This is a genomic window from Alkalibaculum sporogenes (genome assembly GCF_009362815.1).
Taxonomy (GTDB): domain Bacteria; phylum Bacillota; class Clostridia; order Eubacteriales; family Alkalibacteraceae; genus Alkalibaculum_A; species Alkalibaculum_A sporogenes.
Genome location: NZ_WHNX01000005.1, coordinates 71,729 through 95,383, shown reverse-complemented (window position 1 = coordinate 95,383; position 23,655 = coordinate 71,729). Strand labels below are relative to the sequence as shown.

At 34.7% G+C, this 23,655-nt stretch carries 42 protein-coding genes; all 42 read left to right on the top strand.

The annotated features are described in order from the left end of the window. The first annotated feature begins 12 nt into the window (after positions 1-12). A complete protein-coding gene (locus GC105_RS04415) occupies positions 13-258 on the top strand; it encodes a L7Ae/L30e/S12e/Gadd45 family ribosomal protein (RefSeq protein ID WP_152802113.1) in 246 nt (81 codons plus the stop codon). A gap of 88 nt (positions 259-346) precedes the next feature. Further along, entirely contained in the window at positions 347-721 is a 375-nt protein-coding gene (gene rpsL / locus GC105_RS04410) for a 30S ribosomal protein S12 (protein ID WP_152802111.1), read from the top strand. Positions 722-836: 115 nt separating this feature from the next. After that, entirely contained in the window at positions 837-1,307 is a 471-nt protein-coding gene (gene rpsG, locus GC105_RS04405) for a 30S ribosomal protein S7 (RefSeq protein WP_343029949.1), read from the top strand. 36 nt (positions 1,308-1,343) lie between these two features. Next, a complete protein-coding gene (gene fusA / locus GC105_RS04400) occupies positions 1,344-3,416 on the top strand; it encodes an elongation factor G (RefSeq protein ID WP_343029948.1) in 2,073 nt (690 codons plus the stop codon). Between the two features lie 25 nt (positions 3,417-3,441). Next, positions 3,442-4,635 carry an elongation factor Tu gene (gene tuf, locus GC105_RS04395; protein WP_152802107.1) on the top strand — a complete coding sequence of 398 codons (1,194 nt, stop codon included), beginning with the start codon at positions 3,442-3,444 and terminating at the stop codon, positions 4,633-4,635. A 98-nt stretch (positions 4,636-4,733) separates the two neighbouring features. Further along, positions 4,734-4,865 (top strand): hypothetical protein, encoded by a 132-nt coding sequence (locus GC105_RS17430; RefSeq protein WP_281350073.1) that lies wholly within the window; start codon positions 4,734-4,736, stop codon positions 4,863-4,865. A gap of 83 nt (positions 4,866-4,948) precedes the next feature. Continuing rightward, positions 4,949-5,257, top strand: a complete 309-nt coding sequence (gene rpsJ, locus GC105_RS04390; protein WP_152802106.1) for a 30S ribosomal protein S10 — start codon at positions 4,949-4,951, stop codon at positions 5,255-5,257. Positions 5,258-5,308: 51 nt separating this feature from the next. Beyond that, entirely contained in the window at positions 5,309-5,944 is a 636-nt protein-coding gene (gene rplC / locus GC105_RS04385) for a 50S ribosomal protein L3 (RefSeq protein WP_152802104.1), read from the top strand. A 21-nt stretch (positions 5,945-5,965) separates the two neighbouring features. After that, positions 5,966-6,586, top strand: a complete 621-nt coding sequence (gene rplD / locus GC105_RS04380) for a 50S ribosomal protein L4 (protein ID WP_152802102.1) — start codon at positions 5,966-5,968, stop codon at positions 6,584-6,586. Continuing rightward, a complete protein-coding gene (gene rplW, locus GC105_RS04375; protein ID WP_152802100.1) occupies positions 6,586-6,876 on the top strand; it encodes a 50S ribosomal protein L23 in 291 nt (96 codons plus the stop codon). The genes rplD and rplW overlap by 1 nt, the downstream gene beginning before the upstream one ends. A gap of 38 nt (positions 6,877-6,914) precedes the next feature. After that, a complete protein-coding gene (gene rplB / locus GC105_RS04370; RefSeq protein WP_152802098.1) occupies positions 6,915-7,745 on the top strand; it encodes a 50S ribosomal protein L2 in 831 nt (276 codons plus the stop codon). Positions 7,746-7,769: 24 nt separating this feature from the next. After that, positions 7,770-8,051 (top strand): 30S ribosomal protein S19, encoded by a 282-nt coding sequence (gene rpsS / locus GC105_RS04365; protein WP_152802096.1) that lies wholly within the window; start codon positions 7,770-7,772, stop codon positions 8,049-8,051. Positions 8,052-8,073: 22 nt separating this feature from the next. Then, positions 8,074-8,409, top strand: coding sequence for a 50S ribosomal protein L22 (gene rplV, locus GC105_RS04360; RefSeq protein ID WP_152802094.1), 336 nt, complete (start codon positions 8,074-8,076; stop codon positions 8,407-8,409). Between the two features lie 14 nt (positions 8,410-8,423). Continuing rightward, on the top strand, positions 8,424-9,068 hold the full coding sequence (gene rpsC / locus GC105_RS04355; RefSeq protein ID WP_343029947.1) for a 30S ribosomal protein S3: 645 nt from the start codon (positions 8,424-8,426) through the stop codon (positions 9,066-9,068). A 26-nt stretch (positions 9,069-9,094) separates the two neighbouring features. Beyond that, complete coding sequence (gene rplP / locus GC105_RS04350) at positions 9,095-9,541, top strand: 50S ribosomal protein L16 (protein ID WP_152802092.1); 447 nt, start codon at positions 9,095-9,097, stop codon at positions 9,539-9,541. Next, on the top strand, positions 9,531-9,734 hold the full coding sequence (rpmC, locus tag GC105_RS04345) for a 50S ribosomal protein L29 (protein ID WP_152802090.1): 204 nt from the start codon (positions 9,531-9,533) through the stop codon (positions 9,732-9,734). The genes rplP and rpmC overlap by 11 nt, the downstream gene beginning before the upstream one ends. A 22-nt stretch (positions 9,735-9,756) precedes the next feature. Continuing rightward, positions 9,757-10,011: a 30S ribosomal protein S17 gene (rpsQ, locus tag GC105_RS04340; RefSeq protein WP_425481517.1), complete on the top strand. Its 255-nt coding sequence runs from the start codon at positions 9,757-9,759 to the stop codon at positions 10,009-10,011. Positions 10,012-10,041: 30 nt separating this feature from the next. Then, complete coding sequence (gene rplN / locus GC105_RS04335; protein ID WP_152802088.1) at positions 10,042-10,410, top strand: 50S ribosomal protein L14; 369 nt, start codon at positions 10,042-10,044, stop codon at positions 10,408-10,410. Between the two features lie 15 nt (positions 10,411-10,425). Then, positions 10,426-10,752, top strand: a complete 327-nt coding sequence (gene rplX / locus GC105_RS04330) for a 50S ribosomal protein L24 (RefSeq protein ID WP_152802086.1) — start codon at positions 10,426-10,428, stop codon at positions 10,750-10,752. A 20-nt stretch (positions 10,753-10,772) separates the two neighbouring features. After that, positions 10,773-11,312, top strand: coding sequence for a 50S ribosomal protein L5 (rplE, locus tag GC105_RS04325; protein ID WP_152802084.1), 540 nt, complete (start codon positions 10,773-10,775; stop codon positions 11,310-11,312). A gap of 15 nt (positions 11,313-11,327) precedes the next feature. Continuing rightward, a complete protein-coding gene (locus GC105_RS04320) occupies positions 11,328-11,513 on the top strand; it encodes a type Z 30S ribosomal protein S14 (protein ID WP_152802082.1) in 186 nt (61 codons plus the stop codon). Between the two features lie 33 nt (positions 11,514-11,546). After that, positions 11,547-11,945 (top strand): 30S ribosomal protein S8, encoded by a 399-nt coding sequence (gene rpsH / locus GC105_RS04315; protein ID WP_152802080.1) that lies wholly within the window; start codon positions 11,547-11,549, stop codon positions 11,943-11,945. A gap of 28 nt (positions 11,946-11,973) precedes the next feature. After that, positions 11,974-12,510, top strand: coding sequence for a 50S ribosomal protein L6 (rplF, locus tag GC105_RS04310; RefSeq protein ID WP_152802078.1), 537 nt, complete (start codon positions 11,974-11,976; stop codon positions 12,508-12,510). Between the two features lie 17 nt (positions 12,511-12,527). Then, entirely contained in the window at positions 12,528-12,896 is a 369-nt protein-coding gene (rplR, locus tag GC105_RS04305) for a 50S ribosomal protein L18 (RefSeq protein WP_152802076.1), read from the top strand. Between the two features lie 17 nt (positions 12,897-12,913). Further along, positions 12,914-13,420: a 30S ribosomal protein S5 gene (gene rpsE / locus GC105_RS04300; protein WP_152802074.1), complete on the top strand. Its 507-nt coding sequence runs from the start codon at positions 12,914-12,916 to the stop codon at positions 13,418-13,420. 12 nt (positions 13,421-13,432) lie between these two features. Then, positions 13,433-13,612, top strand: coding sequence for a 50S ribosomal protein L30 (gene rpmD / locus GC105_RS04295; protein ID WP_152802072.1), 180 nt, complete (start codon positions 13,433-13,435; stop codon positions 13,610-13,612). 13 nt (positions 13,613-13,625) lie between these two features. After that, positions 13,626-14,069, top strand: coding sequence for a 50S ribosomal protein L15 (gene rplO / locus GC105_RS04290; protein WP_152802070.1), 444 nt, complete (start codon positions 13,626-13,628; stop codon positions 14,067-14,069). Between the two features lies 1 nt (position 14,070). Beyond that, positions 14,071-15,327, top strand: coding sequence for a preprotein translocase subunit SecY (gene secY / locus GC105_RS04285; RefSeq protein WP_152802069.1), 1,257 nt, complete (start codon positions 14,071-14,073; stop codon positions 15,325-15,327). A gap of 27 nt (positions 15,328-15,354) precedes the next feature. Further along, positions 15,355-16,005 (top strand): adenylate kinase, encoded by a 651-nt coding sequence (locus GC105_RS04280; RefSeq protein ID WP_152802067.1) that lies wholly within the window; start codon positions 15,355-15,357, stop codon positions 16,003-16,005. Beyond that, a complete protein-coding gene (gene map / locus GC105_RS04275; RefSeq protein ID WP_152802065.1) occupies positions 16,005-16,754 on the top strand; it encodes a type I methionyl aminopeptidase in 750 nt (249 codons plus the stop codon). Before GC105_RS04280 ends, map begins: the two co-directional genes overlap by 1 nt. 24 nt (positions 16,755-16,778) lie before the next feature. Continuing rightward, positions 16,779-17,072 (top strand): KOW domain-containing RNA-binding protein, encoded by a 294-nt coding sequence (locus tag GC105_RS04270; protein WP_152802248.1) that lies wholly within the window; start codon positions 16,779-16,781, stop codon positions 17,070-17,072. A 4-nt stretch (positions 17,073-17,076) separates the two neighbouring features. Further along, the gene (gene infA / locus GC105_RS04265) at positions 17,077-17,307 is read left to right on the top strand and encodes a translation initiation factor IF-1 (protein ID WP_152802063.1); all 231 of its coding nucleotides are present in this window, start codon (positions 17,077-17,079) and stop codon (positions 17,305-17,307) included. Between the two features lie 14 nt (positions 17,308-17,321). Beyond that, positions 17,322-17,435: a 50S ribosomal protein L36 gene (gene rpmJ / locus GC105_RS04260; protein WP_025434559.1), complete on the top strand. Its 114-nt coding sequence runs from the start codon at positions 17,322-17,324 to the stop codon at positions 17,433-17,435. Positions 17,436-17,513: 78 nt separating this feature from the next. Next, a complete protein-coding gene (rpsM, locus tag GC105_RS04255; protein ID WP_152802061.1) occupies positions 17,514-17,882 on the top strand; it encodes a 30S ribosomal protein S13 in 369 nt (122 codons plus the stop codon). A 19-nt stretch (positions 17,883-17,901) separates the two neighbouring features. Next, positions 17,902-18,297 (top strand): 30S ribosomal protein S11, encoded by a 396-nt coding sequence (rpsK, locus tag GC105_RS04250; RefSeq protein ID WP_343029946.1) that lies wholly within the window; start codon positions 17,902-17,904, stop codon positions 18,295-18,297. 24 nt (positions 18,298-18,321) lie between these two features. Further along, entirely contained in the window at positions 18,322-18,948 is a 627-nt protein-coding gene (gene rpsD, locus GC105_RS04245; RefSeq protein WP_152802059.1) for a 30S ribosomal protein S4, read from the top strand. Positions 18,949-19,017: 69 nt separating this feature from the next. Next, positions 19,018-19,965 carry a DNA-directed RNA polymerase subunit alpha gene (locus GC105_RS04240; protein WP_152802057.1) on the top strand — a complete coding sequence of 316 codons (948 nt, stop codon included), beginning with the start codon at positions 19,018-19,020 and terminating at the stop codon, positions 19,963-19,965. A gap of 15 nt (positions 19,966-19,980) precedes the next feature. Next, positions 19,981-20,322: a 50S ribosomal protein L17 gene (gene rplQ / locus GC105_RS04235; RefSeq protein ID WP_152802055.1), complete on the top strand. Its 342-nt coding sequence runs from the start codon at positions 19,981-19,983 to the stop codon at positions 20,320-20,322. Positions 20,323-20,383: 61 nt separating this feature from the next. Then, the gene (locus GC105_RS04230; protein WP_343029954.1) at positions 20,384-21,217 is read left to right on the top strand and encodes an energy-coupling factor transporter ATPase; all 834 of its coding nucleotides are present in this window, start codon (positions 20,384-20,386) and stop codon (positions 21,215-21,217) included. Continuing rightward, positions 21,208-22,071 carry an energy-coupling factor transporter ATPase gene (locus GC105_RS04225; RefSeq protein WP_152802053.1) on the top strand — a complete coding sequence of 288 codons (864 nt, stop codon included), beginning with the start codon at positions 21,208-21,210 and terminating at the stop codon, positions 22,069-22,071. The genes GC105_RS04230 and GC105_RS04225 overlap by 10 nt, the downstream gene beginning before the upstream one ends. Then, complete coding sequence (locus GC105_RS04220) at positions 22,064-22,870, top strand: energy-coupling factor transporter transmembrane component T family protein (protein ID WP_152802051.1); 807 nt, start codon at positions 22,064-22,066, stop codon at positions 22,868-22,870. Before GC105_RS04225 ends, GC105_RS04220 begins: the two co-directional genes overlap by 8 nt. Positions 22,871-22,873: 3 nt before the next feature. After that, complete coding sequence (truA, locus tag GC105_RS04215) at positions 22,874-23,608, top strand: tRNA pseudouridine(38-40) synthase TruA (RefSeq protein WP_152802048.1); 735 nt, start codon at positions 22,874-22,876, stop codon at positions 23,606-23,608. Positions 23,609-23,655: the final 47 nt, after the last annotated feature.

Here is a 23,655-nt window from a genome sequence, read left to right as displayed (position 1 = left end):
GGAGGATATATCATGCTTGATCAAATTAGGGTTGTTAGAAATGTAGTAGGAACAAAACAAACCTTGAAGATGGTTAAGAGTGGCAAAGCCAAAATAGTGTATCTTGCTAATGATGTTGATCATCATATAGTAGTTGAAGTAGAAAAACTTTGTAAGCAAAATGAAGTTCCATTAGTCTATGTTGACAATATGGATGAATTGGGTAAAGCATGTGGTATTCACAGAAAAACCGCCACTGCCGCTATAGTAAATGACTAGAGAATTAGCTGTTTTTGACCCCTCTATTATGAGGGGTCGTTTAAGGAGTACAGCATTCTATATAAAACAAATCTAAGGAGGTGAAAAAATGCCAACTATAAATCAGCTTGTTAAAAATGGGAGAGAAAGAGCAGAAATCAAATCTAAAACTCCTGCACTAAAAGCAAATCCTCAAAAGAGAGGTGTTTGTACAGCTGTTAGAACTACTACACCTAAAAAGCCAAACTCTGCACTTAGAAAAATTGCTAGGGTAAGACTTACAAATGGAACTGAAGTAACTTGTTACATTCCAGGAATTGGTCATAACCTACAAGAACATAGTGTTGTTTTGATTAAAGGTGGTAGAGTTAAGGATTTACCTGGTGTAAGATATAGAATTATTAGGGGAGCACTTGACACTGCTGGAGTACAAAATAGAAAACAAGCTCGATCTAAATATGGTGCCAAGAAACCTAAAAGTTAGTGCGATGAAGATACTATATAAAGGAAACTCTTTATTTAATATAGTAAACAATATAAGCACAACGGCAGCATAAATGTCGAGTACCCATGAATTTTAAGTTAAGGAGGGAAGCAAAGTGCCAAGAAAAGGACCTGTAAGTAAAAGATCTGTTTTGCCTGATCCGTTATATAATAGTATTGTTGTTACTAAATTAGTTAACAATATCATGTTAGATGGGAAAAAAGGTGTGTCTCAAGGTATCGTATATGGAGCATTTGATATAGTAAAAGAAAAATCAGATAGAGATGCTTTAGAAGTATTTGAAGAGGCTTTAAATAATATCATGCCAGTTCTTGAAGTTAAAGCTAGAAGAGTTGGTGGAGCAACATACCAAGTGCCAATGGAAGTTAGAACTGATAGACGTCAAGCATTAGGACTAAGATGGTTAGTTAAATATTCAAGACTTAGACATGAGAAAACAATGCAAGAAAGATTAGCTGGCGAATTATTAGACGCTATTAATAATTCAGGAGCTGCTGTTAAGAAAAAAGAAGATACTCATAAAATGGCAGATGCTAATAAAGCATTCGCACATTATAAATGGTAAAATAAATAATTTGTAATTACGAAAGGGATGGATACTGTGTCTAGAGAATTTCCATTAGAAAAAACTAGAAATATTGGCATTATGGCTCATATTGACGCAGGGAAAACCACTACCACAGAAAGAATATTATTTTATTCCGGAAAAATTCATAAAATTGGAGAAACTCATGAAGGAGCTTCTCAAATGGATTGGATGGAACAAGAGCAGGAGAGAGGTATAACAATTACCTCTGCTGCTACTACTGCCCAATGGAATGGTCATAGAATAAATATAATAGACACACCAGGACACGTTGACTTCACAGTCGAAGTAGAAAGATCCTTAAGAGTTCTTGATGGTTCTGTTGCTGTTTTCTGTGCTAAGGGTGGTGTAGAACCGCAGTCAGAAACTGTATGGCGCCAAGCAGATAAATACCACGTACCAAGAATGGCATACGTTAATAAAATGGACACAATAGGTGCTGATTTTTATAATGTAGTAGAAATGATGAGAGATAGATTAAAAACCAATGCAGTGCCAATACAATTACCTATTGGCAAAGAAGATACTTTTGTGGGAATTATTAATTTAATTGAGATGAAAGCACACATGTATAAAGATGATTTAGGTAATGACGTAGAAATTACTGAAATACCTGAAGATATGATAGAATTAGCTAAAGAATATAGAGATGGATTATTTGAAGCTGTTGCAGAATTTGACGATGTGTTAATGAATAAATATTTAGAAGGTGAAGAGCCAAATAAAGAAGAACTAAAAGAAGCACTTAGAAAAGGTACTGTTGACGTGAAAATCATACCAGTTACTTGTGGTTCTTCTTATAAGAACAAAGGCGTACAGATACTGTTGGATGCTGTTATCGATTATATGCCGTCTCCATTAGATATTCCTGCTATCAAAGGAATAAGCTTAAAAACTAATGAAGAAGAAGCGAGATTACCAGAAGATGATGGTCCTTTTTCGGCTCTAGCATTCAAAATTATGACAGATCCATTTGTAGGAAAACTTGCTTTCTTTAGAGTATACTCAGGAGTGTTGAACTCTGGCTCTTACGTTTATAATTCAACCAAGGAAAAAAGAGAGCGAATTGGTCGAATCCTTCAAATGCATGCAAATCATAGAGAAGAAATTACAAAAGTATATACTGGAGATATAGCCGCAGCAGTTGGGCTAAAAGATACAACAACAGGTGATACTTTATGTGATGAAAACCATCCAATTGTATTAGAAAAAATGGTGTTCCCAGAACCAGTAATTTCTGTTGCAATTGAACCTAAAACAAAAGCTGGTCAAGAAAAAATGGGTGTAGCATTACAGAAATTAGCCGAAGAAGACCCAACTTTTAAGACTTTTACTGATGACGAGACAGGACAAACTATTATTTCAGGTATGGGAGAGCTTCACTTAGATATTATCGTAAGCAGAATGATGAGAGAATTCAAGGTAGAAGCTAATGTAGGGGCACCACAAGTAGCCTATAAAGAAACCATAAGGAAAAATGTTCGTTCTGAAATGAAGTATGCAAAACAATCTGGTGGTAAAGGACAATACGGTCATGTAGTTATTGAAATTGAACCACAAGAAGCAGGTAAAGGTTATGAGTTTGTAAATAAAATTGTTGGTGGAAGCATTCCTAAAGAATTTATTGGTCCAGTTGATCAAGGAATTAGAGAAGCATTAGACAATGGTGTTTTAGCAGGATATCCTGTGCTTGACATTAAGGTAACACTATTAGATGGATCATATCATGATGTAGATTCATCTGAAATGGCATTTAAAATAGCTGGCTCTATGGCATTTAAAGATGGTTGCAAAAAAGCAAATCCTACAATATTAGAACCAATATTTAAATTAGAAGTGACAGTTCCTGAAGAGTACATGGGAGACATTATTGGAGACATTAATTCCAGAAGAGGTAAGATAGAAGGAATGGAACCAAGAAATGGAGTTCAAGTAATCAGAGGATTTGTACCATTATCTGAAATGTTTGGGTATACGACAGACCTACGAAGCAAAACACAAGGAAGAGGAGTTTCATCAATGGAATTCCACCATTATGAAGATGTGCCTAAGAGTGTTTCAGAAAAAATTATTGAAGGTAAAAAGTAATTTATATATTAAGGAGGAATAAAGAATGGGAAAAGCAAAATTTGAGAGAAATAAACCTCACGTAAATATCGGAACAATAGGACACGTAGATCATGGTAAGACAACACTTACTGCAGCGATTACGACAGTGCTTAACAAAAAGTATGGTACAGGATCAGCAGTATCATTTGACAACATCGACAAAGCGCCAGAAGAAAGAGAAAGAGGAATCACAATTTCTACATCTCACGTAGAATATGAAACAGATAACAGACATTATGCCCATGTAGATTGTCCAGGTCATGCAGATTATGTAAAGAACATGATAACAGGAGCAGCACAGATGGATGGAGCAATATTAGTAGTAAGTGCAGCAGATGGTCCAATGCCACAAACTAGAGAGCATATATTATTATCAAGACAAGTAGGCGTACCATATATTGTTGTATTTTTAAACAAAGCAGATATGGTAGATGACGAAGAACTAATAGAACTAGTAGAAATGGAAGTACGAGAATTATTAACAGAATATGAATTTCCAGGAGACGATACACCAATCGTAGTAGGAAGTGCATTAAAAGCATTAGAAAATCCAGAAGGTGAATGGGCAGATAAAATTCTTCAATTAATGAGTGAAGTAGATTCATTTATACCAGAACCAGAAAGACCAACAGATAAGCCTTTCTTGATGCCAGTTGAGGATGTGTTCTCAATTACTGGTAGAGGAACAGTAGCGACAGGAAAAGTTGAAAGAGGAACTATCAAAGTTGGAGAAGAAGTTGAAATCATTGGCTTAACAGATGAAAGAAGAAAAGTAACTGTAACAGGAGTAGAAATGTTCAGAAAACTATTAGATTCAGCAGTAGCAGGAGATAATATAGGAGCATTACTAAGAGGTGTTGAGAGAAAAGACATCGAAAGAGGTCAAGTACTTGCAAAGCCAGGAACAATTAATCCACATACAAAATTCACAGCGCAAGTATATGTACTGACAAAAGAAGAGGGTGGAAGACATACACCATTCTTTAACGGATACAGACCACAGTTTTACTTTAGAACAACAGATGTAACAGGTATCATCGACTTAGCAGGCGGAGCAGAAATGGTAATGCCAGGAGATGACATCACAATGACAATAGAACTAATCACTACAATAGCAATCGAAGAAGGTTTAAGATTTGCCATCAGAGAAGGCGGTAGAACAGTAGGATCAGGAGTAATAGCAGAAATAATTGCATAATCTTTAAAAGGGCCTAAGGGTCCTTTTACTTTGTACATGCGTTTTTAAAATAAATAACCAAAAAACAAAAAAAAAATCTCAAATACCTTGTTTTATATATGTATATATTATATAATATTGAAGCTGTGACTTTACGCGATGAAATGGAAGGTAGCTATCTGATAGGAAATTTCCATGGAGTATGTCCAGATCATGAATCGGGCGACAGTACTAAGGGAATTTTATTATAATTTTATTATGATACACCAGGCTGGGTGTTCCCCGTGGTATAATTCGCACCTAAGAATAAATATTTGAGGAGGGGAATTTAGTTATGGCAAAACAAAAAATTAGAATTAGACTTAAAGCGTATGATCATAAGGTGTTAGATCAATCTGCAATGAAGATAGTGGAAACAGCAAAGAGAACTGGTGCTGAGGTGTCAGGTCCAGTGCCACTTCCGACGAACAAAGAAATTATTACTATCCTTAGAGCAGTTCATAAGTACAAAGATTCTAGAGAACAATTTGAAATGAGAACTCATAAAAGACTAGTTGACATTTTGAATCCAACGCCAAAAACAGTAGATGCTCTTATGAGACTGGATCTGCCAGCTGGTGTTGATATTGAAATAAAGCTATAAATTAACTATTATGATTGCAAAAGCAATCCGCTAATACAGGAGGTGTAACGATTGAAGAAAGCTATTATTGGTAGAAAACTTGGTATGACACAGATCTTTAATGAAGAAGGTCAATTAATACCTGTAACAGTAATAGAAGCTGGTCCATGCAAAGTAGTGCAAATTAAAAATGATGAAGTAGAAGGCTACAAAGCAGTTCAGCTTGGTTATAAACAAGTAAAAGAAAGTAAAATAACAAAACCTATCAAAGGTCATTTTGAAAAATTCAACGTTGATTACATGAAGATATTAAGAGAATTTCGATTAGATGACACATCTGATTTAGAAGTTGGTCAAGAAATAAAAGCTGATGTATTTGCTGATGGAGACAAAATTGACGTTACAGGTACAACTAAAGGTAAAGGTTTTGCTGGAGTTATTAAAAGACATGGTCAATCTACAGGTCCTATGGCTCACGGTTCTAAATACCATAGAAGCCCAGGTTCGATGGGTGGATCTTCTAGCCCTTCAAGAGTTAGAAAAGGCAAAAAATTACCTGGACACATGGGTAATGTAAAAGTTACTGTGCAAAATTTAGAAGTGGTTAAAGTAGATCTTGATAGGAACCTGTTATTAGTTAAAGGTGCAGTTCCTGGTATAAGAGGAAGCTTAGTCACTATCAAGGATACAGTTAAGAACTCAAAGTAATTTGAGGAAGGAGGACTTGAAATGGCAAAAGTAGATGTTTTGAATATTAAAGGTGAAAAGATAGAAGAAATCAATCTAAGTGATGATATATTTGGTATTGAACCTAATGAAGCTGTTGTTCATCAAGTGGTTGTAGCACTACTCGCTAACAAAAGGCAAGGGACACAATCAGCAAAAACAAGAGCAGAAGTACGAGGCGGCGGAAGAAAGCCATGGAAACAAAAAGGTACAGGACGAGCTAGAGCAGGGAGTATCAGATCTCCTATTTGGAAAGGCGGCGGCGTAATTTTTGCTCCAAAACCAAGAGATTACTCTCAAAAAGTAAATAAAAAGATGAGAAGATTAGCTATGAAATCAGTATTTTCATCTAAAGTTTTAGAAAATGAATTAACTGTAATTGATGGTTTAAACTTCGATTCACCAAAAACAAAAGACATGATACGAGTGTTGAACAATATCAATGCAAAAAAAGCATTAATAGTACTAGCAGAAAACAATGACAATGTATACAAATCATCAAGTAATATTCAAGGTATTGCAGTAGCTACAGTGGATACTTTAAATGTTTATGATATGTTAAAATACTACAACTTAGTCTTAACAAAAGAAGCTGCTCAAAAAATTGAGGAGGTGTACGCGTAATGTTAAGCCCTCATGATATTATAGTAAAGCCAATCGTAACTGAAAAAAGCATGGATGATATGAGTCAGAAGAAATACTCTTTTAAAGTAGATAAGAAAGCAAACAAAGTTCAAATTAAGAATGCAGTTGAAGCAGTTTTTGGAGTTAAAGTGGAAAAAGTGTATACAATGAATATGAACGGTAAAATGAAAAGACAAGGAAAATATGTTGGGAAAAGAGCAGACTGGAAAAAAGCAATTGTTAAGCTTACTGAAGACAGCAAAGAAATTCAATTCTTTGAAGGTATCTAAAGTAATTGTTTATCCATAGCACAAGGAGGTAAGAATAGATGGGTATTAAAGTATACAAACCTACTTCCGCTGGTAGAAGGAACATGAGTGTTAGTACTTTCGATGAGATAACTACAGACACTCCTGAAAAATCCTTATTAGAACCATTAAAAAGTTCAGGTGGAAGAAATAGTCAAGGAAAAATTACCGTCAGACATAGAGGTGGCGGAGAAAAAAGAAAATACAGAATTATAGATTTTAAAAGAAATAAAGATGGTGTACCTGCTAAAGTTGCTACTATAGAATACGATCCAAACAGATCATCAAATATTGCCTTATTACATTATGCTGATGGTGAAAAAAGATATATCATTGCACCTTTAAACTTGAAAGTTGGAGACACTGTTGTATCTGGAGATAAAGTAGACATTAGAAATGGAAATGCAATGCCTTTAATGAGCATACCAGTTGGTACTATTGTTCATAATGTTGAACTTAAAACAGGTAAAGGTGGCCAGATGGTAAGATCTGCTGGAGCTTACGCGCAACTTATGGCTAAAGAAGGAAGTTATGCTATACTAAGATTACCTTCAGGTGAAATGAGAATGGTAAGGATAGAATGTAGAGCTACTGTCGGACAAGTCGGAAATATAGATCACAGCAATATCAGAATTGGTAAAGCTGGACGAACAAGACACATGGGGATTAGACCAACTGTTAGAGGATCAGTAATGAATCCTAATGATCACCCTCACGGTGGTGGTGAAGGTAAAGCTCCGATTGGTAGACCAGGACCGTCAACTCCTTGGGGAAAACCAGCATTAGGGTACAAGACAAGAAAGAAACATAAGAATTCAGATAAATATATAATCCGTAGAAGAAAAAAATAGTAATTGAGAGGAGGTATATAATACATGAGCAGATCATTAAAAAAAGGACCTTTTGTAGACGAACGATTATTAAAGAGAGTAGAAGATATGAACTTAAATAATGAAAAAAAAGTTTTGAAAACTTGGTCTAGAAGTTCTACGATATTCCCGCAAATGGTAGGTCATACTATTGCAGTTTATGATGGAAGAAAACATGTTCCCGTTTATATATCTGAAGATATGGTAGGTCATAAGTTAGGTGAATTTGCTCCTACTAGAACATTTAGAGGTCATGCAGGAGAAAAAACTTCAGGTGTTAGAAAATAGGCTTTGGAAGGAGGTATACTAATTGGAAGCTAAAGCTATCGTTAAATACGTAGGGATTTCCCCTAGAAAAGCAAAATTAGTTATAGATTTAATTAGAGGAAAAAATTTAGGCGAAGCAGTTAACATTCTAGCCTTAATGCCAAATAAAGCAGCTAAGGTTGTAGATAAGTTAGTAAAGTCTGCTGCAGCAAATGCTGAGAATAATTTTGATATGGATCCTGCTAAACTTTATGTAGCAGAAATTTGTGCCAACCAAGGACCAACATTAAAGAGATTTAGAGCTGGATCTATGGGTAGAGCATCTGTAATCAAAAAGAGAAGCAGTCATATAGCTGTTGTCTTAAAAGAAAAAGAGTAAGGAGGGGTTAATTAGTGGGACAAAAAGTCAATCCGCACGGTTTAAGAGTTGGAGTTATTAGAGACTGGAGTGCTAGATGGTATGCCAAGGATAAAGATTTTGCTGATTTATTAATAGAAGATAACAAGATAAGAAAGTTTATCAAAAAATCTCAGTTCAAAGCTGGTATATCTAAGATAGATATTGAGAGATATGCAAATAGAGTTAAAATTCACATTTTCACTGCAAAGCCAGGTATGATCATTGGTAAAGGTGGAGCTGGAATTGAAGCGTTAAAACAAACTATCGCGAAAATGACAGAAAAGAATGTATTTATTAATATCGTAGAAGTAAAACAAGTAGACGTAGATGCACAACTTGTAGCAGAAAACATAGCCTCTCAATTAGAAAGAAGAATATCTTTTAGAAGAGCAATGAAGCAAGCTATGAGTAGAGCAATGAGATTTGGTGCAATAGGAATCAAAACAGGCGTATCAGGGAGATTGAATGGCGCTGAAATGGCTCGATCCGAACATTATAGTGAAGGAAGAGTACCACTTCAAACGCTTCGAGCTGACATCGAATATGGTTTTGCTGAAGCAAACACTACTTTCGGAAAAGTTGGAGTAAAAGTGTGGATAAATAAAGGAGAAGTTCTTCCTGAAAAAAAAGATAAATAAGAAGAACTAAGGAAGGAGGATACCGCATGTTAATGCCTAAAAGAGTAAAGAGAAGAAGAGTGTTCAGAGGTCGTATGAAAGGCAAGGCCACTCGAGGCAATAAAATAACTTATGGTGATTATGCAATTCAAGCTTTAGAGCCTGGTTGGATTACTTCAAACCAGATAGAAGCTGCTCGTATAGCTATGACTAGATATATAAAAAGAGGTGGGCAAGTTTGGATCAAGATTTTCCCAGACAAACCCGTAACAAAAAAACCAGCAGAAACTCGTATGGGTTCTGGTAAAGGATCTCCCGAATATTGGGTGGCCGTAGTAAAACCAGGAAGAGTAATGTTTGAAATTGCTGGGGTATCAGAAGAATTGGCACGTGAAGCAATGAGACTTGCAATGCATAAACTACCTATAAAAACAAAGTTTGTAACTCGTAAAGATTTTGATGAGGAAGTGGGTGGTGAATCCAATGAAAGCTAGAGAAATAAAAGAACTTACAACTCCAGAGTTGAATCAAAAAATAGTAGATTTAAAAGAGGAATTATTCAATTTAAGATTTCAATTGGCAACAGGACAATTGGATAATCCAATGAGAATAAGAGAAGTAAAAAGAAGCTATGCTAGAGTGAAAACTATTCTCAGAGAACGTGAAATAAAAGCTATAGAAGCATAATAAATAGAAGGAGGTCTGACTTGTGGAAAGAGCATTTAGAAAGACAAGAGTCGGTAAAGTCGTCAGCGATAAAATGGACAAAACTATTGTAGTTGCTGTAGAAACTTTTGTAAAGCATCCTCTTTACAATAAAAGGGTTAAGAAAACAACTAAGTTAAAAGCCCATGACGAGCAGAATCAATGTAATATCGGCGATACTGTAAAAATAATGGAAACAAGACCTTTAAGTAAAGATAAAAGATGGAGATTATTAAATATTCTTGAGAAGGCTCAATAATTAATTTGTGCTGAAAGGAGGTAGTCAATAATGATACAACAAGAATCCAGATTGAAAGTTGCAGACAATACTGGCGCTAAAGAATTATTATGTATTAGAGTTCTTGGTGGTTCAGGTAAAAGATATGCAAGAGCAGGAGATATAATTGTTTGTTCTGTAAAAAGTGCAACGCCAGGCGGTGTTGTTAAAAAAGGTGATGTAGTAAAAGCAGTAGTAGTAAGGACAAAAAAGTCCAATAGAAGAAATGATGGTAGTTACATTGCCTTTGATCAAAATGCTGCTGTTATTATTAAAGATGACAAACAACCTAGAGGGACTCGTATATTTGGCCCTGTAGCTAGAGAACTTAGAGAAAAAAAGTTCATGAAAATATTGTCACTAGCACCAGAGGTACTTTAAGAGGAGGTGACTGGATTGGGAAATAAGGTCCATGTAAAAAAAGATGATATGGTAATGGTTAATTCAGGTAAAAGCAAAGGCGTTAAAGGTAAGGTCTTATCAGTTTTTCCTAAAGAGAATAGAGTGATTGTTGAAGGTGTGAATGTTGTGACAAAACACATGAAACCTTCACAAAAAGTACAGCAAGGCGGAATCATCAAGCAAGAAGGTAAGATACATGCATCTAATGTACTATTATATTGTGATAGTTGTAAAAAAGGTGTTCGTGTTGGCAAGAAAGCTTTAGAAGATGGAACAAAAGTAAGATATTGCAAAAAGTGTGGCGAAACATTTAACAAGTAGTCGGGAAGGAGGTACGATAAATGCCTAGATTAAAGGATAAATATCTAAACGAGGTAGTACCAGCGTTGATGGAAAAATTCAACTATAAAAACATTATGGAAGTACCTAAATTAGAAAAGATTATTATTAACATGGGTTTAGGTGATGCTAAGGACAATACTAAAGCCTTTGAAGCTGCTGTCAATGACCTAGAAATAATTGCTGGACAAAAACCAATTATTACAAAAGCTAAAAAATCAGTTTCTAACTTTAAGCTAAGAGAAGGCATGAATATCGGAACTAAAGTAACATTAAGATCTGATAGAATGTATGAATTTGGCGACAAATTATTCAATATTGCATTACCAAGAGTTAGAGATTTCAGAGGAGTATCAAGTAAATCTTTTGATGGAAGAGGAAATTACGCTTTAGGAATTAAAGAACAATTAATTTTTCCAGAGATAGAGTATGATAAAGTAGATCAAATAAGAGGTATGGACATCATTTTTGTAACAACTGCAAATACTGATGAAGAAGCACTAGAACTATTAAGTTTGCTTGGAGTGCCTTTTAATAGATAATAGGAGGAATAATTAATGGCTAAAAAAGCAATGGTAGAAAAACAACAAAAAACACCCAAATATTCTACAAGGGCTTATAATAGATGCCGTATTTGCGGAAGACCTCATGCGTATTTAAGAAAATTTGGTGTATGCAGAATATGCTTCAGAGAATTAGCTTATAAGGGCGAAATCCCAGGTGTTAAAAAAGCGAGTTGGTAGATCGATTTATTTAGTGGAAGGAGGTACACAATCATGGTGATGACTGATCCAATTGCAGATATGCTTACAAGAGTAAGAAATGCTAGCAATGCTAAGCATGAATATGTTGAAATTCCTGCGTCTAATGAAAAGAAGGCTATAGCTAAAATTTTATTAGAAGAAGGTTATGTTAAAAGAGTTGAGTATATAGAAGATGACAAGCAAGGAACTATTAAAATAGCCTTAAAATATGGTGAAAATAAAGAAAAGATAATTACTGGTATTAAAAGAATTTCAAAGCCGGGACTAAGAGTTTACACTAAAAACACTGAACTACCTAAAGTATTAAATGGTCTAGGGATAGCGATAATATCTACATCTAAAGGCCTTGTTACTGACAAAGTAGCTAGAAAAGTAGGAGTCGGCGGAGAGGTACTTTGTTACGTTTGGTAACAGTATTATTTGATTAGGAGGTGTACGAATGTCTAGAATAGGAAGATTACCTATAACAATTCCATCAGGAGTAAGTGTAGAGATTAAAGGTAGTGAAGTTACTGTTAAAGGATCAAAAGGTCAATTGACAAGAACATTTCATCCTGATATGAAAATAGAAATGAACGAAGAAATACTATCAGTGTCACGACCTTCTGATAAGAAAGAACACAGAGCATTACATGGTTTAACTAGAGCCTTAGTAAACAACATGGTTGTAGGAGTAAACAGTGGCTTTGAAAAGAAACTTGAAATAAATGGTGTAGGATATAGAGCACAAAAACAAGGTAACAAGCTAACATTAGCCCTTGGATACTCTCACCCTGTTGAGATGATTGATCCAGAAGGAATAGATACTGTTGTTGAAGGAACTACTAAAATTACGATCTCAGGGATTAGCAAAGAAGAAGTAGGAAGACATGCTGCAAATATCCGAAGCAAGAGACCACCTGAGCCATATAAAGGTAAAGGTATAAAATATGCGGATGAGGTTATCAGACGTAAAGAAGGTAAAACAGGCAAGTAAGAAGGAGTGAATCCAAAATGATTAAAAAGCCATTAAAGAATAAAGTAAGAAAAAATAGACATAAAAGATTGCGTTTTAAAATAAATGGCACAAGCCAAAAACCACGACTAAATGTATTTCGAAGCAACTTAAACATTTACGCTCAAGTTGTAGATGATGTGCAAGGCATAACTATAGTAGCTGCTTCATCTCTTGATAAAGATGTGAAAGACAAAATAGAATCAACAAGCAATAAAGATGTTGCTAAAATTGTTGGCAAAATTATCGGAGAGAAAGCATTGTCTAAAGGTATAGAAACGGTTATTTTTGATCGTGGTGGTTATGTATACCATGGAAGAATTAAAGAACTTGCAGATGGAGCAAGAGAAGCGGGACTTAAGTTTTAAGAAAAGGAGGTTAATCCATGCAGCGACAATTAATTGATGCTAGCGGTTTAGATTTAAAGGAAAGAGTAGTATCTATCAATAGAGTAACAAAAGTTGTTAAAGGTGGTAGAAATTTCAGATTTAGCTGTCTAGTAATAGTTGGAGATGAAAAAGGATATGTAGGAGCTGGAATAGGTAAAGCTTTAGAAATACCAGAAGCAATTAGAAAAGGTATTGAAGATGCTAAAAAGAACCTTGTAAAAGTTCCACTTGTAAAAGCTACTATACCTCATCAAATAATCGGTAAATTTGGTGCAGGAAGTGTACTACTAAAACCAGCAGGAGAAGGAACAGGTGTTATTGCTGGAGGTCCAGTCCGTGCAGTATTAGAATTAGCTGGAGTTAGAGATATAAGAACAAAATCTCTTGGAACAAATAACGCAAGAAATATGGTTAATGCAACAATGGCTGGTTTATCTCAATTGACAACTGTAGAAGAAGTTGCCAAAAAAAGAGGTAAAACTGTAGAAGAGATTTTAGGATAGGAGGGATTATCCTTGGCAAGTTTAAAGATTAAACTTACAAAAAGTAAGATTGGCAGAAAAGTAGGTCAAATTGCTACTATAGAAGCTTTAGGGTTAAAAAAAATAGGGCAAACAGTAATTAAAGAAGATACACCTCAAATAAGAGGTATGATTAAAAAAGTATGCTTTATGCTGGATGTAGAAGAAGTATAAGGAGGTGTAGATAATGAGATTACATGAATTGAAACCTGCAGAAGGATCTACTAAGAAGAAGAAAAGAAAAGGTAGAGGTACTGGTAGTGGTCTTGGTAAAACAGCCGGTAGAGGTCAAGATGGACAGAATTCTAGATCCGGTGGCGGAGTTAGAATCGGGTTCGAAGGTGGACAAATGCCACTTGCTAGAAGACTTCCTAAAAGAGGTTTTTCAAATGCAAGATTTAAAACAGAATATCAAATAGTCAATGTTGAGGACTTAAATGTGTTTGAAAAAGATGCTATTATTAGTCCAGAAACATTAAAACAAGTAGGGTTAATAAAAAAAGCATTAGGTAATGTTAAGATACTTGGAGACGGAGAATTAACTGTAGCACTTACAGTAAAAGCGAATAAGATAAGCAAATCTGCTGAAGAAAAAATCTTGTCAGCAGGAGGAAAGGTTGAGGTGATTTAATATGCTTTCTACCTTGAGGGATGCATGGAAGATTCCAGAACTAAGAGGTAAAATTATATTCACCTTGATTATGCTGTTCGTTTATAGATTAGGTACTTTTATACCAGTACCTTTTATAGATACTGCAGTTTTAGCAGAATATATTAACGACGGTGGGATGTTAAGTTTATTTGACATAATGTCAGGAGGAAACTTTAGCAACTTTACAATATTTGCAATGAGTATTACTCCTTATATTAATTCATCCATTATTATGAATCTTTTAACCTTTGCAATACCTGCATTAGAGAGGCTTGCTAAAGAAGGGGAAGAAGGAAGAAAGAAAATTACACAATACACTAGATACTTAACTATCGTGCTAGCTATAATACAAGCATTAGGAATGACATTATCTTTTCAGGGAGTTATGACTGAAAAGACGTGGAGTACAGTGGCTATTGTAGTATTGGTAATTACTGCTGGAACTGCTTTTTTAATGTGGTTAGGCGAACAAATTACTGAAAACGGAATAGGAAATGGTATCTCGTTGATCATATTTGTAAGTATCATCTCAAGACTGCCTCATGGCATTGCAGCATTACTAGAATACGTAAGAGTAGGAACTTTGAATTGGTTTAGTTTAGTCTTATTCTTATTGTTTGCAATAGTAGTTATAGTCATGGTCGTTGCTGTTCAAGAAGGACAAAGAAAGATTCCTGTGCAATACTCTAAAAGAGTAGTAGGTAGAAAGATGTATGGAGGCCAAAGCACCCATATTCCTCTAAAGGTTAACATGGCAGGAGTTATTCCAGTAATATTTGCAAGCTCAATTACAATGTTTCCAGCGACACTAGCTAATTTTTTCCCAAATTCTAACATAGCTAATTGGATTGCAGGCGCATTTGGTTGGGGAACTACATTTACTACAATAATGTACGTGATTCTCATTATCGCATTTACGTACTTTTATACGGCAATTACTTTTAACCCTATCGAAGTTGCAAATAACATGAAAAAACAAGGTGGGTTTATACCGGGAATTAGACCAGGTAAACCTACAGTGGATTATTTCAACAAGTCTGTAACGAGACTTACCTTGTTTGGTGGAGTATTCTTAGCACTAATTGCCACAATTCCTATTATTGTAGGAAACATGATGAATGTTAACCTTCAATTTGGAGGAACTAGTTTGTTGATAGTAGTTGGGGTAGCTATAGAATCTGTAAAGCAATTAGAATCACAAATGATGATGAGACATTATCAAGGATTTTTAAAGTAGATGACGAATAAAATTGGAGATGAGAGTATGAGAATAGTACTATTAGGGCCTCCAGGTGCGGGTAAGGGAACACAAGCTGCAAATATTATTGAAACGTATAAAGTTCCACATATTTCCACAGGAGATATTTTTAGAAAGAACTTAAAAGATGGAACACCACTAGGTAAAAAGGCCAAAGAATATATGGATCAGGGATTGCTTGTACCTGATGAATTAGTTGTTGACCTAGTGAAAGATAGATTAACAAAGGATGACTGTAAATCTGGATTTATGTTAGATGGATTTCCAAGAACAGTATTTCAAGCAGAAGCATTAGAAGTAGAACTTTCTAAGATGGACATGAAATTAAGTGTAGTAGTAAATATTGAAGTGAAAGCTGATTTGTTACTTAAAAGACTTACAGGTCGAAGAATATGCAAATCGTGTGGAGCTACCTATCATGTTTATTTCAATCCATCTAAGGTAGATAAAGTGTGTGATCTCTGTGGTGGAGAGTTGTACCAGAGGGATGATGATAAAGAAGAAACTGTAAAGAAGAGACTTGAAGTTTATGAGGAACAAACTCAGCCACTAATAGATTACTATAAGGAAAAAAACTTACTAGTAAATATCGATGGCGAAGGTGAAATAGACAAAGTATCTAATGATATCATTGAATCTCTTAAGGAGAGAAAGTAATGATCATCATTAAATCACGTACTGAAATAGATTTTATGAGAAAAGCGGGTAAAGTTGTAGCTCAAACTCATGATAAAATAAAAAAAAGTATAAGACCTGGTATTACAACATTAGAATTGGATAGAATAGCAGAAGAGTGTATCCTTAAATTGGGTGCTATACCAGCATTTAAAGGTTATAATGGGTTTCCAGCATCTATTTGTACTTCAATCAACCACCAAGTAGTCCACGGTATTCCGTCAAGTATTAGTTTAGAAGAAGGCGATATTGTAAGTGTGGATATTGGCGCCATTTTAGATGGATTCGTCGGTGATAGTGCTAAAACTTATCCTGTTGGGCAAGTAGATGATGAAGCAAAGAGGCTCATTGAAGTCACAAAGAATAGCTTTTATAACGGAATAAAACACGCAATTAATGGAAATAGACTATCTGATATATCTAATGCTATACAAACTACTGTAGAGAACCAAGGTTTTTCCATAGTAGTAGATTATGTAGGTCATGGTATTGGAAGGCAAATGCACGAAGATCCGCCTATACCTAATTTTGGGAAACCTGGGAGAGGACCCAGACTTCAAGAGGGAATGGTACTTGCAATTGAACCCATGGTTAATCAAGGAACATATGAGGTTGACACATTACAAGATAATTGGACTGTTGTTACGATTGATGGTAAATTGTCTGCACATTATGAGCATACCATTGCTATAAATTACGAAGGGCCACCAGAAATACTGACAATCTTATAAAGTATTAGAGGTGAAATCATGGAAATGAACGACTTAAAGCTCGGTCAAGTAGTACGTTCTACTGCAGGTAGGGATAAAGGAATACTTTTTCTTATAATACAAAAAGTAGACGATGATTTTTTCAAAGTTTGTGACGGAGATTTAAGAAGGGTTGACAATGCGAAGTTAAAGAATAAAAAACACCTAGCAAAGATTAATCACGTGATCTCTGAACTGAAGGAAAGGCTAGAGAAAAGTCAAAGAGTATCTGATGCTGAGATAAGAAGATATCTGGAAGGCTATCGAAATAAAATCTTGAAGAAGAATGGGGGAATCTAATAGTATGGCAAAGCAAGATGTAATTGAAGTAGAAGGAACGGTATTAGAGGCAATGCCAAATACCGTATTCCAAGTAGAACTTGAAAGTGGACACAAGATATTAGCACATATATCTGGAAAACTTAGAATGAATTATATTAGGATATTACCTGGAGACAAGGTAATTGTTGAATTATCACCTTATGACTTAACCCGTGGCCGTATAGTGTGGCGTGGGAAAGGGAAGAAGGCATAGAGGAGGAATCTATTATGAAAGTTAGACCATCAGTAAAGCCAATTTGTGAAAAATGCAAGATTATAAAGAGAAAAGGCAGAGTTATGGTTATTTGTGAGAATCCTAAACACAAACAAAAGCAAGGTTAATAAAAATGAATATGGTGCGGCTGAGCGAACAACTATCATATTCTTTATATAAAAAAATAAGCTAATAGGAGGTGTGACATGGCTAGAATCGCCGGTGTTGACTTACCAAAGGAAAAAAGAGTAGAGATTGGACTCACTTATATTTATGGAATAGGAAGAACCAGTGCTGATAGAATACTAGAAAAAACTGGAATCAGTCCTGATACTAGAATAAAAGACTTGACAGAAGCAGAAGTAAATCAATTAAGAGGTGCTATAGATAGTGATTTTACTGTTGAAGGCGACTTAAGAAGAGAAGTTAACTTAAACATAAAGAGACTGATTGAGATTGGTAGTTATAGAGGTCTAAGACATAGAAGAGGTCTACCTGTAAGAGGACAAAAAACAAAAACTAATGCTAGAACTAGAAAAGGTCCTAAGAGAACTGTTAGCAGGAAGAAAAAATAGTAAGGGAGGGAAGTAAATAGTGGCAGCTAAAAAAGTAGTTAGAAGTAGAAAGAAGAAAATCAAAAAAAATATTGAGCGTGGTCAGGCACATATTCAATCAACGTTTAATAATACAATAGTCACAATCACTGATGTAGCTGGTAATACTATAGCATGGGCAAGTTCAGGCGGACTAGGCTTTAAAGGTTCTAGGAAGAGTACTCCCTTTGCTGCACAAATGGCAGCAGATGAAGCTGCAAAATTAGCAATGGAACATGGTTTGAAAATGGTAGAAATTTTCGTTAAAGGACCAGGTTCAGGTAGAGAAGCTGCAATCAGGTCGATTCAAACTGCAGGTTTAGAAATTACTTCTATTAAAGATGTAACGCCTATACCACATAATGGATGTAGACCACCAAAAAGAAGAAGAGTTTAGTTAGATTAGGAGGTGTTTAAATAGATGGCAAGATATACAGACGCATCATGTAGACTATGTAGAAGAGAAGATATGAAATTATATCTAAAAGGTGACAGGTGTTACACAAATAAGTGCGCCATAGATCGAAGAGGTTATGCTCCTGGTCAACATGGACAAAGAAAAAGCAAACAAACAGAATACGGTATGCAACTTAGAGAAAAACAAAAAGCTAAGAGAATTTATGGCATACTTGAAAAACAATTCAGAAAATATTTTGATATGGCTGCAAAGAAAAAAGGTGTCACAGGTAGTAATTTACTTCAAATACTAGAAACGCGTTTAGATAATGTTGTGTACAGACTTGGTTTTGCAACATCAAGAAAAGAAGCGAGACAATTAGTATTACACGAGCATTTTACCGTAAATGGCGTAAAAGTGAATATTAGTTCTTATCTTATAAATGTAGGAGATGTAATACAGTTAAAAGATAAAAGCAAGAAATCATCTAAATTTAAAGAGGTTATCGATTCAACATCTAGTAAAGTAGTACCTAAATGGTTAGAAGTTGATTTTGAAAAACTTGAAGGAAAAGTGATTGCACTACCTGAGAGAGAAGATGTTGATTTAGAAATAAAAGAACATTTAATTGTAGAGCTTTATTCAAGATAATATTTTTAAATTAGTTACCCTCAAAAAAAGAATTCCACACTCTAAAATAAAATTAGGAGGGTTTGTTATATGATAGAAATTGAAAAACCAAGAATTGAGATTTTAGAATTATCGGATGATGATAATTATGGTAGATTCGCTGTAGAACCTCTAGAAAGAGGTTACGGAGTAACTTTAGGTAATTCACTTAGAAGAATTATGCTATCTTCACTTCCAGGTGTAGCAGTAACAAGTGTGAAAATTGAAGGTGTATTACATGAATTTTCAACTATTACTGGAGTTTCCGAAGATGTTGTAGAGATCATATTAAATCTAAAAAAGATTGCTGCAAAATTATACAGTGATGAACCAAAAATAGTTCGAATCGAGCAAAAAGGTGAAGGACAGGTAACTGCCGGTCATATTATTGGAGATGCTGACGTAGAGATATTAAATCCAGATCTACATATCGCTACGTTAAGTAAAGATGGAGAACTAAACATGGAAATAGTCTTTGAAAAAGGTAGAGGCTATGTTTCATCTGACAAGAATAAACGACAAGAACAACCATTAGGAACAATACCTATAGACTCTTCATTTACACCGGTTCAAAAGGTTAATTATGAAGTGTCAGATACAAGGGTTGGACAGATTATTGATTTTGACAAACTATCTCTAGAAGTATGGACTGATGCTACACTGTCTCCTGAAGAGGCTGTGTCGCTTGCTGCGAAAATACTAAATGAACATTTGAATCTTTTCATAGATTTAACTGAACATGCTAGCACTGTTGAGATTATGGTTGAAAAAGAAGAAAACAAAAAAGAAAAAATGCTTGAAATGTCAATTGAAGAGCTAGAACTTTCAGTAAGGTCTAGTAATTGTTTAAGAAGAGCAAACATCAATACTGTAGATGAGCTAACTCAAAAATCTGAAGAAGATATGATAAAAGTTAGAAATCTAGGTAAAAAATCTTTAAATGAAATAAAGCATAAACTGGCTGAAATAGGCCTAGGATTAAGACAAAGCGATGAGTAATAAGGAGGGATACAAATGGCTGGTTATAGAAAACTGGGACGTCCCACTGATCAAAGGAGAGCAATCTTAAGAAATTTAGTTACTGCTTTTTTGAGTAATGGGAAGATTGAAACCACAGTGACTAGAGCAAAAGAAACAAGAAGGATTGCAGAAAAAATGATTACTTTAGGTAAAAAAGGAGACCTGCACTCTAGAAGACAAGCTCTTTCATATATCAATAGTGAAGAAGTTGTCGTAAAATTATTTAGTGAAATAGCACCTAAATATGCTGATAGAAATGGTGGATATACTAGAATCTACAAATTAGGACCACGAAGAGGCGATAGTGCTGAAATGGCACAAATAGAATTAGTATAAAAGATCGGGATTAAACAGGAGTTTAATCCCTTTTCTCCATTATATAACATAGGAGGATTTTATTGTGAATGATGTTATATCGATTGAAGAAGTTAGCTACTACTATAACAATAATAATGAAAAAAATACTGCTTTAGACAAAGTAAGTTTACATATAAAACATGGCGAATTTATAGCTATTATTGGACATAATGGGTCAGGAAAATCGACATTATCAAAACTAATAAATGGCATACTAATTCCCACTGATGGAAATATTCGAGTAATGGGTCTTAATACAAAAGATGAAGATGCCATATGGGATATAAGACAACAAGCGGGTATGGTTTTTCAAAACCCAGATAATCAGTTAGTTGCAACAATTGTAGAAGAAGATGTTGCATTTGGACCTGAAAATTTAGGCATACCATCTAAAGAAATTCGCAAGAGAGTTGACTGGGCACTAGATGTAGTCGAAATGCGTGAATATAAAGATCAAAAGCCACATCAATTATCTGGCGGTCAAAAGCAACGTATCGCTATAGCTGGAATTTTAGCAATGAAACCAAAGTGCATTATATTAGATGAACCTACTGCAATGCTAGATCCATCAGGAAGAAGAGAAGTAATGAATACAATAAAGCGTTTAAATAAAGACGAAATGATGACTATCGTTCATATAACTCATTATATGGATGAAATAATAGATGCAGATCGTGTTATTGTAATGGAAAAAGGAAAAATAGTTATGGAGGGAACTCCTCGAGAAATTTTTTCACAGATAGAAGAATTAAAGAAATTAAGATTAGATGTACCCCAGATTACTGAATTGGCCTATGAGTTAAATAAAGAAGGAATCCCTATGGAAAGAGATGTATTAAGTGTTGAAGAAATGGTGATGAAGTTATGTCAGTAGAGTTTATCGATTTAGAACACATCTATTCTGAGGGGACACCATTTGAATTTAAGGCGTTAGATAATATTAACTTAACGATAAAATCTGGAAAATTCATTGGTCTAATTGGGCATACAGGTTCAGGCAAATCAACTTTGATTCAACATATGAATGGTCTATTAAAGCCAACAAGAGGTACAGTAATTATTGATAATCTAAATTTATCAGATAAAAGTACAAAGATGAAAGAAGTTAGACAAAGAGTCGGATTAGTATTTCAATATCCTGAGCATCAACTGTTTGAAGAAACAGTTGAAAAAGATATAGGTTTTGGACCAATAAATTTAGGTCTTAAAAAAGATGAGGTTAGTATTAGAGTCAAAGAGGCTATGGATATCGTTGGGATCGATTATGAGGAGTTTAAGGGGAAGTCACCATTTGAGTTAAGTGGAGGACAAATGAGGAGAGTAGCTATCGCTGGTGTAATAGCAATGAGACCCCAAGTACTTATTTTAGACGAGCCTACTGCAGGCTTAGATCCAAGAGGCAGAGATGAAATACTTAGTCAAGTAAAGTTAATGCACTCAAAGTATAAGATGACAGTTATCTTAGTATCACATAGCATGGAAGACATTGCGAAATATACAGATGAAATAATAGTAATGTACAAAGGTAAAGTTGAACTTTTCGATACACCACAAAATATATTTAAAGCCGCTGAGAGGCTAGAAGAGATCGGATTAGCTGTACCCCAAGTTACACAACTAATGATAAAGCTCAAAGAAAAAGACTCTTTGATAAGTGATAATGTGTTTACTGTTGAGGGAGCAAAGACTGAAATCATGAATATGATAAGGAGACGTAAAGATGTTTAAAGACGTTACAGTAGGGCAATATTATCCTGCAAATTCTATCATTCATAAACTTGACCCTAGGACTAAAATAAATTTCACATTTTTGTTTATAATAGCACTGTTTTTAGTAAATACTTTTACTGGTTATATAGTGGCATTTCTATTTTTAATAAGTATTATTCTCTTATCAAAGATACCTATTAAATACATCTTGAAGGGCATAAAGGGATTAATATTTATAATACTGCTTACAGTTCTCATTAATTTATTTATTACTCCTGGTACACCAAAGTATCAGTTTTGGATATTTGTCATTACTGAAGAGGGATTACACTTAGCTGTATTTATGGCACTGAGGCTAATATTTTTAGTGACTGGTACATCGATAATGACATTAACTACATCACCTATAGCATTAACAGATGGTATTGAATACTTATTAAAACGTGTTCCTATAGTAAAGATATATGCACATGAATTAGCAATGATGATGACTATTGCTCTAAGATTTATCCCTACGCTAATGGAGGAGGCGGATAAGATAATGAAAGCTCAAAAAGCACGAGGTGCAGATTTTGAAACAGGTAATTTGATAGCACGAGCTAAAAATCTTATTCCTTTATTAGTACCATTATTTATAGGAGCATTTAGACGTGCAGATGAATTAGCAATTGCTATGGAAGCAAGATGTTATCGAGGTGGAGAGAATAGAACTAGACTTAAAGAGTTAGCTTATAGTTTAAGAGACTTCTATTCCTATATGATCACCTTAGGGATGATAGTAGCAATTGTGATAACTAGATATTACTATATATGGTGAGTTATGAGAAATATACAACTTATAATTGAATACGATGGTACCAATTACTGTGGATGGCAGATTCAAAAAAATGGAGTAACGATACAAGAAGAGATTTGTAGAGCAATAAAACAAGTTACAAAGCAAGAAGCAAATTTAATAGGATCAGGTCGAACTGATGCAGGAGTCCATGCATTAGCGCAAAGTGCAAACTTTAAGACATTGTCTACAATACCTACTAACAAAATACCTGTTGCGTTAAATAGCTTATTACCAAAAGATATTAGGATAACCAATGCTATAGAAAAAAGTATGGAGTTTCACAGTAGATATAGTGCATTAGGAAAAATATATCAGTATAGAATAATTAACAATGAATATGGTTCAGCATTAGATTGGCATAGATGTTTACATGTGAGACATAAACTTAATGTGGAGAAAATGAAGCGTGGTGCAGAACTTTTCATAGGAACCCATGACTTTACTGCATTTTCAAGAGAGAACACTAGTGTAGTAAATAAAGTGAGGACTATATTCCAGTCTCAAATCGAGGTTAAAGGTGATGAATTAGTGTTTAGGATACATGGAAATGGATTTCTATATAATATGGTAAGAGTAATAGTTGGTACGTTAATAGAGGTAGGGCAAGGGAGAATAGAAGCTGAAAGCATCCCAAGTATCATTGCAAGTAAAGATAGAGAAAAAGCAGGGATTACTGCACCGGCCTATGGATTATATTTAAGCGAAGTTTTGTACTAAAACATTGACACGCATAAACAAATGTAATACAATAGCTAATGGCATGT